Annotated in this window: 11 protein-coding genes, 1 tRNA gene and 3 pseudogenes; 10 read left to right on the plus strand and 5 right to left on the minus strand. The window is 70.8% G+C overall.

Annotated features, from left to right (window positions below):
- The first annotated feature begins 1 nt into the window (after position 1).
- Positions 2–895 carry an ABC transporter ATP-binding protein gene (locus IE286_RS12390; protein ID WP_189796723.1) on the plus strand — a complete coding sequence of 298 codons (894 nt, stop codon included), beginning with the start codon at positions 2–4 and terminating at the stop codon, positions 893–895.
- 222 nt (positions 896–1,117) lie between these two features.
- Entirely contained in the window at positions 1,118–1,417 is a 300-nt protein-coding gene (locus IE286_RS12395) for a hypothetical protein (RefSeq protein WP_189796724.1), read from the plus strand.
- 9 nt (positions 1,418–1,426) lie between these two features.
- Here IE286_RS12395 and IE286_RS12400 read toward each other — a convergent pair.
- Positions 1,427–1,663: pseudogene (locus tag IE286_RS12400) on the minus strand (IS701 family transposase); the annotation flags it as partial.
- 59 nt (positions 1,664–1,722) lie between these two features.
- Between IE286_RS12400 and IE286_RS12405 the strand changes: the two are divergent.
- From IE286_RS12405 to IE286_RS12420, 4 genes are all read left to right on the plus strand, one after another.
- Positions 1,723–1,923, plus strand: a complete 201-nt coding sequence (locus IE286_RS12405; protein WP_189796725.1) for a hypothetical protein — start codon at positions 1,723–1,725, stop codon at positions 1,921–1,923.
- 71 nt (positions 1,924–1,994) lie between these two features.
- Positions 1,995–2,612, plus strand: a complete 618-nt coding sequence (locus IE286_RS12410; RefSeq protein ID WP_189796726.1) for a TetR/AcrR family transcriptional regulator — start codon at positions 1,995–1,997, stop codon at positions 2,610–2,612.
- A 115-nt stretch (positions 2,613–2,727) separates the two neighbouring features.
- A complete protein-coding gene (locus tag IE286_RS12415; RefSeq protein WP_189796727.1) occupies positions 2,728–3,957 on the plus strand; it encodes a cytochrome P450 in 1,230 nt (409 codons plus the stop codon).
- 33 nt (positions 3,958–3,990) lie between these two features.
- Entirely contained in the window at positions 3,991–4,185 is a 195-nt protein-coding gene (locus IE286_RS12420) for a ferredoxin (RefSeq protein WP_189796728.1), read from the plus strand.
- 253 nt (positions 4,186–4,438) lie between these two features.
- On the opposite strand, the gene IE286_RS12425 is transcribed toward IE286_RS12420, so the two are convergent.
- The 3 genes and pseudogenes from IE286_RS12425 to IE286_RS27170 all read right to left on the minus strand — a co-directional run.
- The gene (locus tag IE286_RS12425) at positions 4,439–5,278 is read right to left on the minus strand and encodes an MFS transporter (protein ID WP_229862469.1); all 840 of its coding nucleotides are present in this window, start codon (positions 5,276–5,278) and stop codon (positions 4,439–4,441) included.
- Positions 5,236–5,649, minus strand: a pseudogene (locus IE286_RS12430) (MFS transporter); the annotation flags it as partial. The gene IE286_RS12425 and the pseudogene IE286_RS12430, both read right to left, overlap by 43 nt.
- Positions 5,574–5,786, minus strand: a pseudogene (locus IE286_RS27170) (phytanoyl-CoA dioxygenase family protein); the annotation flags it as partial. The pseudogenes IE286_RS27170 and IE286_RS12430, both read right to left, overlap by 76 nt.
- On the opposite strand from IE286_RS27170, the gene IE286_RS12435 reads away from it, so the two are divergent.
- Positions 5,773–6,735 carry a LacI family DNA-binding transcriptional regulator gene (locus IE286_RS12435; protein ID WP_229862445.1) on the plus strand — a complete coding sequence of 321 codons (963 nt, stop codon included), beginning with the start codon at positions 5,773–5,775 and terminating at the stop codon, positions 6,733–6,735. The pseudogene IE286_RS27170 and the gene IE286_RS12435 overlap by 14 nt on opposite strands.
- 354 nt (positions 6,736–7,089) lie before the next feature.
- Here IE286_RS12435 and IE286_RS12440 read toward each other — a convergent pair.
- Positions 7,090–7,173, minus strand: a tRNA-Leu gene (locus IE286_RS12440).
- Between the two features lie 428 nt (positions 7,174–7,601).
- Between IE286_RS12440 and IE286_RS12445 the strand changes: the two genes are divergently transcribed.
- Genes IE286_RS12445 through IE286_RS12455 form a run of 3 tightly spaced genes read left to right on the plus strand, consistent with a single transcriptional unit; the run spans position 7,602 to position 12,686 of the window.
- Positions 7,602–9,302, plus strand: a complete 1,701-nt coding sequence (locus IE286_RS12445; RefSeq protein WP_189796729.1) for a thiamine pyrophosphate-binding protein — start codon at positions 7,602–7,604, stop codon at positions 9,300–9,302.
- An 11-nt stretch (positions 9,303–9,313) separates the two neighbouring features.
- Positions 9,314–10,546: a formyl-CoA transferase gene (gene frc / locus IE286_RS12450; protein ID WP_189796730.1), complete on the plus strand. Its 1,233-nt coding sequence runs from the start codon at positions 9,314–9,316 to the stop codon at positions 10,544–10,546.
- Positions 10,547–10,550: 4 nt separating this feature from the next.
- Positions 10,551–12,686, plus strand: coding sequence for an acetate--CoA ligase family protein (locus IE286_RS12455; RefSeq protein ID WP_189796731.1), 2,136 nt, complete (start codon positions 10,551–10,553; stop codon positions 12,684–12,686).
- Positions 12,687–12,804 lie beyond the last annotated feature (118 nt).

Here is a 12,804-nt window from a genome sequence, read left to right on the forward strand (position 1 = left end):
CATGAGCGCAAACCCCACCTCCGGTGCACCGGAGGCCCTGCTCGTCGCCGATCACGTCACCAAGCGCTTCGGCACCTTCACCGCCGTCGACGACGTGTCCATGCACGTGGAGCCGGGCGAGATCGTCGGCCTGCTCGGCGCCAACGGCGCCGGCAAGACCACCCTCATCCGCACTCTCCTCGGCTTGGCCGTCCCCACCGAGGGCCGAGTCCTCGCCTTCGGCCGCACCCCGGACCGGACCACTCGCCGACGGCTCGGCTACGTCCCCCAGGGCCTGGGCCTGTGGGGCACCCTCACCGTCGCCGAGAACATCTCCTTCGCCTGCGCCGCGTTCGAGTCCGCGCCGCCGGCCCTGGACCCGGCCCTGGACGCGGTACAGGACCGGCTCGTCGCCGACATCGGCCTGGGCCTGCAGCGCCAGCTCGCCTTCGCCCTCGCCCTCGCGCACCGGCCCGCCCTGCTCGTCCTGGACGAACCCACCTCCGGCGTCGAGCCGCTGGCCCGGGCCCGACTGTGGGAAACGGTCCACGCACAGGCCGACGCGGGCACCGGAGTCCTCGTCACCACGCATTACATGCAGGAGGCCCAGCAGTGCGACCGGCTGGTGCTGATGTCGCGCGGCCGGGCCGTCGCCGCCGGCACGGAAGACGAGATCATCGGCGACACCACGGCCTGCGAGGTCGAGACCGACGACTGGGCCGCGACCTTCGCCGCCCTGGACAAGGCCGGCCTGCCCGTCACCCTCACCGGCACCCGCGTCCGTCTCGCCGACACCACGTCCGACACCGTCCGCAAGGCACTGGAGTCAGCCGGCCTCACAGGCGAAGTCCACGAGGTCAAGGCCACCCTCGAGGAGAAGATGACCGTCATCGACCGGGCGCCAGCCAACGCCTGAGGCCGCGTATCCTGGTCAGCGGGGTCGGCGGAGGTTACGCGGTCCACCTCGCCCACTACGCCGGTGCCGAGGTCACCGCCAATGCCAGCCCCCGCAGCATCGACCGTGTCCTTGCCTACGGGGCCGGCCGACCACGTCGTTGATCGGCACCACCCCGCCCGGCAGGGAAGCCGACCCCGGCATGAGGGTCGTACGGATGGCCGTCCGCAGCGAGCGGGGCAGTTGACCCAACTGCTGGACTGTGGCGCCTCGCGAACCCTGCGGATCAACACGGACCACCGCCCCCTGGCCGACATCCTGGCCGACATCCTGGCCGTCCACTACGAGGCCGCGCAGGGCCGGTTGGTCGGCAAGACCGTCCTCATTGCCTGGTACCGCAACGATAGTTGCTGTGACTGGTGGCTAGGTCAGGGGCTGTGTCCGCGTCGTTTGCAGTGGCTGGTGCGGGCCTGGTGTGTCGTCGGCGACGCCAGGCCGACCAGTGCACGACGTGCTCGACGGGTGTGGCTCGGCGGTCGGTGAGACGGATGATCAGCCGTCGTATCTCGGCGAGGTAGAGGTGCACGAGTTCGAAGGATCCGTTTCTGCTTTGTCCGCATCCAGCTGCCGAGCTCGCAGGACGGTCAGGCATGCGTGAGCGGCCATGGTGAGGGTCATGTGACGGTGCCAGCCGGGATAGCGGCGGACCTGGTAGTCGTCCGGGCCGCATTCCTGCTTCGCGCTCCGGAAGCACTCCTCGATGGCCCACTCCCGGTGTCCGGCGAGGCGCCCGGGGAGTCGGCGACGACGCGCTGCAAGCGTCTCCACCACTGGACCTCGTACCCGGCGTGCCCTCCGTGGCCGACTACCGCAGCCTGCGTACCCGCAGCGGGCTGAGCGACAAGTCTCTCGAGGGTGCTGCGATCGGCTTGGCTCACACCTGGTACGGCGTCGTGGTGCGGCACGATGGCCGCCCCGTCGGCATGGGGCGGATCGTCGGGGACGGGGTCGCCGTGACGCCGACCCCCGGATCCTCGCTGCGGGAGTGACCTGTCCCCGGCTTTGTCGCCGTGCGTGATGATGGATCGGCTGGTTCTCGCCACACTCGGGAGGGGCTGGGATGACGGACGGCTTCAAGCGCCGCAAGCAGAGCCGGTGGGGTGAGGGGGCCGCGCTGCGGGACGAGATCCTGGACGCCGCCGCGCGGCTGCTCGCGCAGTCGGGGCGGGAAGGCGACTTGTCGCTGCGTGCGGTCGCCCGGGAGGTCGGTATCTCCGCCCCCAGCATCTACCTGCACTTCAAGGACCGCCGGGATCTGGTGGAGGCCGTGACGCAGCAGGCCTACGACCGGCTGGTGGCGGAACTGGACCGGGCCAGGAAGCTCGGCGACGCGGACGGGCCTCACGAGGCCTTGCGCGCGATGGTGCGGTGCTACTGCCGGTTCGCGTTGGACAACCCCCGTCAGTACCGGCTGATGTTCGGCATCGAGCGGGTGGAGGTCGACCGTGAGGACGCCCGGACGCATCCCCTGCACGCGGTGATGGCGGCCTGGACGGAGGCGGTCGCCGCCTGCCGGGACGGCGGGAGTGCCGGGGCGGGAGCCGATCGGGTGGCGCGGCTGCTGTGGTCGTCGGTGCACGGCATGGTGGCGATGTCGATGACGGTGCCGTTCGCGGTGGACCCGCAGCGGATGGAGGAGATGGCGCAGGATCTGCTCGGTCTCGCCCTGGCCAGGTGACCGGGAACTGTCCGGATGCGGTAGGCCCGGCCGCCACTCTCCGCTTACATCGTTGCCCTAGGCACCTAACGGTGTTAGGAAAGAGCCGACGGCGATTCCCCCCACGGAGGCAGGCATGACCGAGACACTGCCGGACACCCCGGCTCAGCTCCCCGAACACCCGATGCCCAGGGCAGCCGGCTGCCCGTTCGATCCGCCGCCGGCGCTGCGGGAGCTGCAGTCCAGCAGCCCGATCTCCCGGGTGCGCATCTGGGACGGCACGACCCCTTGGCTGATCACGCGCTACGACCATGTGCGCACCCTGCTCGGCGACCCGCGGGTGAGCGCCGACACGACCCGCAGCGGCTATCCGCACCGCAACGCCGCGATGCTGGCGCGGGAGCAGGACCAGCGCACGTTCCTCACCATGGACGACCCGGAGCACGCCCGGCTGCGCCGGATGGTGACCGGACCGTTCGCCATCAGGAAGATGGAGCAGCTGCGGCCAGACGTGCAGCAGATCGTCGACGACCTGATCGACGAGATGCTCGCCGGCCCGAATCCCACCGATCTGGTCACGGCGTTCGCGCTCCCCGTGCCGAGCCTGGTCATCTGCCGGCTGCTCGGGGTGCCCTACAGCGATCACGACCTGTTCCAGCGCAACACACAGGTGATCGTCCGCCGCACGTCGACCCCGGAGGAGGTGGCGGGAGCCACCCGGACGCTCACCGACTACCTCGACGACCTGCTCACCGTCAAGCGGAAGAAGCCCGAGGACGACCTGTTGTCCAAGCTCGCCACCGAACGCGTGGAGACGGGCGAGATGACACAGCGCGAGGCCGCCCGCATGGGTGTCCTGCTGCTCAGCGCCGGCCATGAGACCACCGCGAACATGATCGCGCTGGGCACCGTCGCTCTGCTGGAGCACCCCGAGCAGCTCGCCCTGCTCCGCGAGTCCGAGGACCCCGCCGTCGCCGCACGGGCCGTCGAGGAGCTGCTGCGCTACCTCACCATCACGCACTCCGGGCGGCGCCGCGTAGCCACGGCGGACATCGAGATCGGCGGCCAGGTCATCCGCGCCGGCGACGGGATCATCCTGGCGACCGACATCGCCAACCGGGACCCGGAGCACTTCCCCGACCCCGACCGGCTCGACATCACCCGTGACGCGCGCCGCCACGTCGCCTTCGGCTACGGCGTGCACCAGTGCCTCGGCCAGCCCCTGGCCCGCGTCGAACTGCAGGTCGTCTACAGCACCCTGTACCGCCGCATCCCCACCCTCGCCCTGGCGACGGACGCCGACGAGCTGCAGTTCAAGCACGACGGCCTCGTCTACGGCGTCTACGAGCTTCCCGTCACCTGGTAACTCCCCCCACCCCCAGCGGAAACGAGGCACCTCATGCACGTGCACATCGACCAGCCGAAGTGTGTCGCCTCCGGACAGTGCGTCCTGATGGCTCCGGACGTGTTCGACCAGGACGACGACGGCATCGTCGAGCTGCTCACCGACCGTCCCGGCCCCGAACACCACGACGGGGTCCGGGAAGCCGCCGCGGTCTGCCCGGCCGCGGCGATCCGGCTGGAGGAAGGGTGACCACCGCTCCCCCGGTACGTCCCTGGTGATCACGGTCGCCTCGACGACCGGCCGCCCCGGTCGTCGAGGCCTCCCGTGATCCGACGGAGACGCGCTGTACCCGGTCCCGGTTCCGCCTGCCGCCTGGCCTCAGTCGCGACACGAGCAGGGCGCGGCCCTTACGCGGTCCGGCCCGCGCCGGAACCGGAACACGTGCGGGCCAGCCTCCGACCTCGCGGGAGACGGGGGCCGGCCCGTGGGGCCGGGTGAGGGGTCAGGGTGTCGTGGCGAGGTTGCGGCGCAGTGAGCCCGGTGCCCGCAGTGCGCGTTCGATGTCCTCCAACGGCCGGTTGCGGGTCTCGGGTACCTTCAGTGCCACGAAGACGATGCAGAGCACGTTCAGCGCGGCGTAGAGGAAGAAGGTGCCCGCCCGGCCCACCGCGTTGATCGTGCTGAGTGCGGTGACGGCGATCAGGAGGTCGAACCCCCAGACGGACAGGGTCGCGAGGCTGGTCGCCGGCCCGCGTACGCCGAGGGGGAGGATCTCCGGGGCGATCAGCCACACCACGGACTGCATGCCGATGCCGTTGCACAGGATGTACACGAACAGCGCGGTGATCACGATCCAGTGCTGTGCGGGTGAGCCGTTCATGAGGAAGGCGAGCCCCAGGACGGCCATGGCCAGCCCCGACAGCGGCATGAACCACAGCATGGTCCTGCGGCGGCCGATGGCGTCCACCGCGATGGCCCCGGTGATGCCCGCGACGACGAGCATCGCCCCGATGCCGATGCCGGTGACCAGCGCGACCGACTCCCCGAAGCCGGCGTCCGACAGGATCGTCGGTGCGTAGTAGACGATCGCGTTGATGCCGGTCAGCTGGGAGAACGCGGCCACCCCGAGCGCGACGACCAGGGCGGGGCGCAGCCAGGGCTGCAGCAGTGCGCGGCTGTCCTGCCGGGGTGTCGACGCGGCGACGTCGCGGATGGCGGCGATCTCGCCGGCGATGTCGGTGCCCTGGGGACGCAGCCGGCGCAGTACCGCGTGGGCCTCGGTGGTCTCACGGGGGCCGCGGCGGCGCCCAGCGCGCCCACGGTGAAGACCACAGCCACCCAGAGCACCACCCGGCGCCTGCCGAGGCGCCCGGCGAGCCGCCCGGTAACCAGGGCACCGATCATCGCTCCGACGAGGATGACGCTGACGACGATCTCCTGCCCCCGGGAGGACAGGTGCAGGTCCTGACGGAGGCACAGCAGTGCGCCGGAGATGATGCCGGTGTCGTAGCCGAACAGCAGGCCGCCCAGGGCGGCCTGCTGTTCGGCCGCCCAGGGCGGACACGGCGGCCACCGCGTAGACGTGGGCCGGCGTGCGGACGCGGCCGCGCTCGCGAGCCGGAGCGACCGCGGTTCCCTCAGGCATCGCCCATGACCAGACCCTCGATGGTGTGCTTCTGCGTGACGGGCTTCAGCTCGTCCACCACCGGGCAGTCCAGGTGCCTGCGCACGCGCTCGGGCAGGGACTCCCAGAAGGCGTGGGTGACGGCCGTGTCGTGCCGGTCGGCGTTGTTCGCCTCCGGGCCGTCGACGCCGAGGACGAGCACGGGGCGGGACTTGGCGGACTCGTTCAGCGGTTCGGGGTCCGTCGCCGAGGAGACACGGGCCCGCGTCCAGGCGGCCCTGGACGAGCTGGGCTACCGCCCGAACCTGGCCGCCCGCAATCTGCGGGCCGGCCGCACCGGCCTGATCGGTCTGGTCATCCCCGAGCTGCACTCGCCGTACTTCGGTGAACTCGCCGGCCTGCTCGTCGAGGCCGCCCAGCAACGCTCGTGGACGGTCGTCATCGACCAGACCTTCGGCGACGGCGAGGCCGAGCGGCGACTGCTGGAGGGCACCGGAGGACGGATGGTCGACGGGCTCATCATCAGTCCGTGGTCACTGCGCCCGGACGAGCTGACCGCCCGCGCCCGCGACATCCCGGTGGTCCTCCTGGGCGAGCAGCGCGCGCCGGGGCTGGCGGACCGAGTGGCCGTCGACAACGTCCTCGCGGCCGACGAGGCCACCACTCACCTGCTCGACACCGGGCGACGGCGCATCGCCGCGATCGGTCTGCAACCCCATCTGCACAACGACACCGCCCGCCAGCGGCTGGAGGGATACCACCGCGCACTGCGGCGCGCCGGTCTGCCGTCCGACGAGGCACTGCAGCGCACGGTACAGGCGCTGCACCGCGAGGACGGAGCCCGGGCGATGGCCGAGCTGCTGGACTCCGGCGCGCGGCCCGACGCGGTCTTCGCCTTCACCGACGAACTCGCCCTCGGCGCGCTCCACGTGGCCCACGCACGCGGGCTGCGCGTTCCCGACGATCTCGCCGTGGTCCGCTTCGACGGCATCGAGGACGGCCGTTACGCGTATCCGCCGCTGACCACCGTCGTGCCCGACAAGAAGCAGATCGCCGAACGCGCCCTGCAGTGCCTGGCGGACCGCATCTACAGCCCCGCCGCATCGGTGCCGCCCTCGGACATCGTGGTGCCGCACCGGCTCGAGGTCCGCGACAGCAGCCGCCCGGCTGGATGAGCCGTTCGGCAGGGAGCCGTACGGCAGGGTTCCGTGCAGCCGGGCAGGGTCCCGGCCGCACGGTTCCGGTCGAGCTGGTCTCCGGGCCGCCGGTGCGTGCCGGCGACGGCGGCTCCCGCCGGTCGCGGGCGCGGCACCGATCCGGTGGTGGACGCAGAGGGTGGTCTCGGCAGACGACCTCGCGGTGAACAGGCGGGCCCGGGTTCGGTTGGGCATCCGACCCTCATGACCCAGTTGCCGCACCGCTGCATCGAGATCGACTCCCGGAAGGCGGCGCCCCGTTCAGACATGCGACGAGGACCGCGACCGTCAGGTCGAGGTCCTCGTTCTTCATGCCTCTCGGGTGAGTGCGAGTGTCCGAGGGGGGACTTGAACCCCCACGCCCTGTACGGGCACTAGCACCTCAAGCTAGCGCGTCTGCCATTCCGCCACCCGGACTTGGGTCTGTCGCCTTCCGGGACGTTCCCCGCGGCGACAGGGACAACCATACCAAGCTTTGGCAGTGCCTTTCACCTGCGTATCCGTCTCCGCCGGGGGTGGCGGCCGGCCGGCGGGGCGCCCTGGGCGGTGTCACGCTCGGCACACACGTCGACACGTCTGTACGCAGCGATGGCGACCCCTCCGGCCGCATCGCGACTCCCCGGGGCGCCCCGCAGTCGCCGCAATCGGTGGTCAGCCGGATCCGTGCGCCATCACCAACCCGGGCCCACGACCGCGTAAAAGATTCCGCACGCCCCCTGGACACCACCCACGCAGTGCGGGATAACAAGCTCCATACAGTATTCGTCGACTGTATGCAATCTACGTACTGTCTCACGCACCACCCCACGCACTGCGAGCCGCCTACGAAGGGACGGGACTTCGCCATGCCCGACGACACCCAGGACGCCCAGGCAGCCCAGGACCTGATCTCCGGTGGCCACCTGGTGGCCAAGGCACTCAAGGCCGAGGGGGTCGACCGCATCTACACGTTGTGCGGCGGCCACATCATCGACATCTACGACGGCTGCGTCGACGAGGGCATCGAGGTGGTCGACGTCCGTCACGAGCAGGTCGCCGCGCATGCCGCCGACGGATACGCGCGTATCACCGGCAAGCCCGGGTGCGCGGTGGTCACCGCCGGTCCCGGGACCACGGACGCGGTCACCGGTGTGGCCAACGCGTTCCGGGCGGAGTCCCCGATGCTGCTGATCGGCGGTCAGGGGGCGCACACCCAGCACAAAATGGGGTCGCTGCAGGATCTGCCGCACGTCGACATGATGACGCCGATCACCAAGTTCGCGGCGACCGTTCCGGTCACCTCCCGGGTGGCCGACATGGTGTCGATGGCGTTCCGCGAGTGCTATCACGGGGCGCCCGGGCCCTCGTTTTTGGAGATACCGCGGGATGTGCTCGACGCGAAGGTGCCCGCGAGCACGGCGCGTGTGCCGGCGGCCGGGCGCTACCGTGCCTCGACCCGCTCGGCCGGCGACCCCGAGGCGATCGAGAAGCTCGCCGACCTGCTGGTCCACGCCGAACGGCCCGCCATCCTGCTGGGCAGCCAGGTGTGGACGACCCGCGGCACCGAGGCCGCGATCGAGCTGGTGCGGACGCTGAACATTCCCGCGTACATGAACGGCGCGGGACGCGGCACCCTGCCGCCCGGGGACCCGCACCACTTCCAGCTCTCCCGGCGGTACGCCTTCTCGCACGCCGATGTCATCGTCATCGTCGGCACGCCGTTCGACTTCCGCATGGGGTACGGCAAGCGGCTGTCGGCCGCGGCGACCGTGGTGCAGATCGACCTGGACTACCGCACCGTCGGCAAGAACCGCGACATCGACCTCGGCATCGTCGGCGACGCCGGGCTGGTGCTGAAGGCGGTGACCGAGGCGGCCTCCGGCCGGCTCAACGGGGGTGCCGCCCGGCGCAAGGAGTGGCTGGAGGAGCTGCGTGCCGCCGAGCGGACGGCAATCGAGAAGCGGCTGCCGCTGCTGAAGTCCGACGCCTCCCCCATCCACCCGTACCGGCTGGTCAGCGAGATCAACGACTTCCTCACCGAGGACTCGGTCTACATCGGTGACGGCGGTGACATCGTCACCTTCTCCGGGCAGGTGGTCCAGCCGAAGTCGCCGGGGCACTGGATGGACCCGGGGCCGCTCGGCACGCTCGGCGTCGGGGTGCCGTTCGTGCTCGCCGCCAAGCAGGCCCGCCCGGACAAGGAGGTCGTGGCGCTCTTCGGTGACGGCGCGTTCTCCCTGACGGGATGGGACTTCGAGACGCTGGTGCGGTACGACCTGCCGTTCGTCGGCATCGTCGGCAACAACTCCTCCATGAATCAGATCCGTTACGGCCAGGCCGCGAAGTACGGCAAGGACCGCGAGCGGGTCGGCAACACCCTCGGTGACGTCCACTACGACAAGTTCGCGCAGATGCTGGGCGGTTACGGCGAGGAGGTGCGCGACCCGGCCGACATCGGCCCGGCCCTCAGGCGTGCCCGCGAGTCCGGCAAGCCCTCGCTGATCAACGTCTGGGTCGACCCGGACGCGTACGCCCCCGGAACCATGAACCAGACCATGTACAAGTGAGGTGACAGCTCGTGACGGGCAAGGCACTCGACGGCATCCGTGTGCTGGACATGACCCATGTCCAGTCCGGTCCCTCCGCCACCCAGCTGCTGGCCTGGCTCGGTGCGGATGTCATCAAGCTGGAGGCACCGACGGGTGACATCACGCGCCGCCAGCTGCGTGATCTGCCGGACGTGGACTCGCTGTACTTCACGATGCTCAACTGCAACAAGCGGAGCATCACCCTGAACACCAAGACCGAGCGCGGCAAGGAGCTGCTGACCGAGCTGATCCGGCGCTCCGACGTCATGGTGGAGAACTTCGGGCCGGGTGCGGTGGACCGGATGGGGTTCACCTGGGAGCGCATCAAGGAGATCAACCCGCGGCTGGTGTACGCCTCCATCAAGGGGTTCGGCGAGGGCCCGTACACCACGTTCAAGGCCTACGAGGTCGTGGCGCAGGCGATGGGCGGGGCGATGGCGACCACCGGGTTCGAGGACGGGCCGCCCACGGCGACCGGTGCGCAGATCGGCGACTCGGGCACGGGTGTGCACCTGGTGGCGGGTGTGCTGGCCGCGCTGTTCCAGCGGGAGCGCACCGGACGCGGGCAGCGGGTGAACGTCGCGATGCAGCACGCGGTGCTCAACCTGTGCCGGGTGAAGCTACGCGACCAGCAGCGTCTGGCCCACGGGCCGCTGGCCGAGTACCCCAATGAGCACTTCGGGCAGGAGGTGCCGCGCTCGGGCAACGCCTCCGGGGGCGGGCAGCCGGGCTGGGCGGTCAGGTGTGCGCCGGGCGGTCCCAACGACTACGTGTATGTGATCGTGCAGCCGGTGGGCTGGAAGCCGATCTGCGAGCTGATCGGCCGGCCGGAGCTGGCCGACGACCCGGACTGGGCGACGCCGGAGGCGCGGCTGCCGCGGCTGACCAAGATGTTCCAGATGATCGAGGAGTGGTCCTCGACGCTGCCCAAGTGGGAGGTGCTGCGGCAGCTGACCGCGCACAACATCCCGTGCGGGCCGATCCTGTCCACCAAGGAGATCATCGAGGACGAGTCGCTGGCCTCCAACGGGATGGTGGTGAGGGTGCCGCATCCCGAGCGCGGTGAGTTCGTGACGGTCGGCAGCCCGCTGAAGCTGTCCGACTCCCCGGTCGAGGTGCGCACCTCGCCGCTGCTCGGTGAGCACAACGAAGAGGTCTACGTCGGTGAACTCGGCCTGGCGGTCGAGGAGTTGCGCGAGCTCAAGGCGAGCGGGGTGATCTGAGGTGATGGCGGAGGACCGCGAACTGCGGGTGCGTGCGCTGCTGGACCGGGTGCGCGCGGAGGGGCGTACGGCCCTGACGGCGCCCGAGGGAAAGGTGATCGCCGACGCCTACGGGATCGCCGTGCCGGGCGAGGAGCTGGCGCGGGACGTGGAGGAGGCCGTGGCCGCGGCGGCGCGGTTCGGCGGGCCGGTGGTGATGAAGATCGTCTCGCCGGACATCCTGCACAAGACCGACGCCGGCGGGGTGGTCGTGGGTGTGGAGGGCGCGGCCGAGGTGCGGTCCGCGTTCTGCCGCATCGTCGGCAACGCGCGGGCGTACGACGCGGATGCGCGCATCGAGGGTGTGCTGGTGCAGGAGCTGCTGACCCAGGGGCAGGAGGTCCTGGTCGGCGCGGTCACCGACCCGACGTTCGGCAAGGTCGTGGCGTTCGGGCTGGGCGGGGTGCTCGTCGAGGTGCTGAAGGACGTGACGTTCCGTCTGGCGCCGGTGGACGCGGACGAGGCGCTGTCGATGCTGGACTCGGTCCGGGCGGCGGAGGTGCTGCGCGGAGTGCGGGGCCGGCCGGGTGTGGACCGGTGGGCGCTGGCCGAGCAGATCCGCCGGGTGTCGCATCTGGTGACGGACTTCCCGGAGATCGCGGAGGTGGACCTGAACCCGGTGATCGCCACGGAGCACGGTGCGGTCGCCGCGGACATCCGGATCGTCCTGGCCGAGCGGCAGCCGGCGCCGCGCCGGAGGTACTCGCGGGAGGAGATCCTGGCCTCGATGCGCCGGCTGATGCAGCCGTCGTCGGTGGCCGTGATCGGTGCCTCCAACGAGCCCGGCAAGATCGGCCATTCGGTGATGCGCAATCTCGTCGACGGCGGTTTCTCCGGCGACATCCATCCGGTCAACCCCAAGGCGCACGACATCCTGGGCCGCAAGGCGTACCGGAGTGTCACGGAGATCCCCGGGGACGTGGACGTGGCGGTGTTCGCGATTCCCGCGCGCCTCGTGGCGGGGGCGCTGGAGGAGGTGGGGCGCAAGAAGATCCCCAACGCGGTGCTCATTCCGTCGGGGTTCGCGGAGACCGGTGAGCACGAGCTGCAGGCACAGATCGTGGCCATCGCCGAGCGGTACGGGATCCGGCTGCTCGGGCCGAACATCTACGGCTACTACTCGACCTGGCAGGATCTGTGCGCCACGTTCTGCACCCCGTACGACGTCAAGGGTCCGGTGGCGCTGACCAGTCAGTCCGGCGGCATCGGGATGGCGATCCTCGGGTTCGCCCGGACGACGAAGACGGGTGTGTCGGCGATCGTGGGCCTGGGCAACAAGTCGGACCTGGACGAGGACGATCTGCTGACCTGGTTCGGGGAGGATCCGCACACCCAGTGCATCGCGATGCACCTGGAGGACCTGAAGGACGGGCGGGCCTTCGTCGCCGCGGCGCGCGAGACGGTGCCGAAGAAACCCGTGGTGGTGCTCAAGGCGGGCCGTACGGCGGCGGGCGCGCGGGCCGCGGGGTCGCACACCGGGGCCCTGGCGGGCGACGACGCGGTGTACGACGACATCCTGCGGCAGGCGGGTGTGATCAGGGCGCCCGGTCTGAACGACATGCTGGAGTACGCGCGTGCCCTGCCGGTGCTGCCCACCCCGAAGGGCGACAACGTCGTCATCATCACCGGGGCCGGCGGCAGCGGGGTGCTGCTGTCGGACGCGGTGAGCGACCACGGTCTGCGTCTGATGGAGATCCCGCCCGATCTGGACGAGGCGTTTAGCCGGTTCATCCCGCCGTTCGGGGCGGCGGGCAACCCGGTGGACATCACGGGGGGCGAGCCGCCGTCGACGTACGAGGCGACGATCCGGCTGGGACTGGAGGATCCGCGGATCCACGCGCTGGTCCTCGGCTACTGGCACACCATCGTCACGCCGCCGATGGTGTTCGCGGAGCTGACCGCGCGGGTGGTGGCACAGATGCGGGAGCGTGGCGTCGAGAAGCCCGTGGTGGCGTCGCTCGCCGGGGACGTGGAGGTGGAACAGGCCTGCGCGTACCTCTTCGAGCGGGGGATCGTGGCCTACCCGTACACCACGGAGAAGCCGGTGGCGGTGCTCGGTGCGAAGTACCGGTGGGCGCGGGCGGCGGGACTGCTGTCGTGAGCGGCGACCGGCCCGGGCCGTGCGGGCTGTCCGGGGGGTGGTCGATGGGCTGAGCGAGCCGCGGTCCGGGGGCGCCCCTCGGTGACGGCCCCGGGCCGCCGGCCTGCACGGAGCCGGC

Source organism: Streptomyces thermodiastaticus, from assembly GCF_014656135.1.
In the GTDB taxonomy this organism is placed as follows: domain Bacteria; phylum Actinomycetota; class Actinomycetes; order Streptomycetales; family Streptomycetaceae; genus Streptomyces; species Streptomyces thermodiastaticus.

Excerpts from the sequence above, each read along its gene's own strand:
- IE286_RS12420 (WP_189796728.1), top strand. The coding sequence starts at position 3,991 with ATGCACGTGCACATCGACCAGCCGAAGTGTGTCGCCTCCGGACAGTGC.
- IE286_RS12455 (WP_189796731.1), top strand. The coding sequence starts at position 10,551 with ATGGCGGAGGACCGCGAACTGCGGGTGCGTGCGCTGCTGGACCGGGTG.
- IE286_RS12390 (WP_189796723.1), top strand. The coding sequence starts at position 2 with ATGAGCGCAAACCCCACCTCCGGTGCACCGGAGGCCCTGCTCGTCGCC.
- IE286_RS12410 (WP_189796726.1), top strand. The coding sequence starts at position 1,995 with ATGACGGACGGCTTCAAGCGCCGCAAGCAGAGCCGGTGGGGTGAGGGG.
- IE286_RS12445 (WP_189796729.1), top strand. The coding sequence starts at position 7,602 with ATGCCCGACGACACCCAGGACGCCCAGGCAGCCCAGGACCTGATCTCC.
- IE286_RS12415 (WP_189796727.1), top strand. The coding sequence starts at position 2,728 with ATGACCGAGACACTGCCGGACACCCCGGCTCAGCTCCCCGAACACCCG.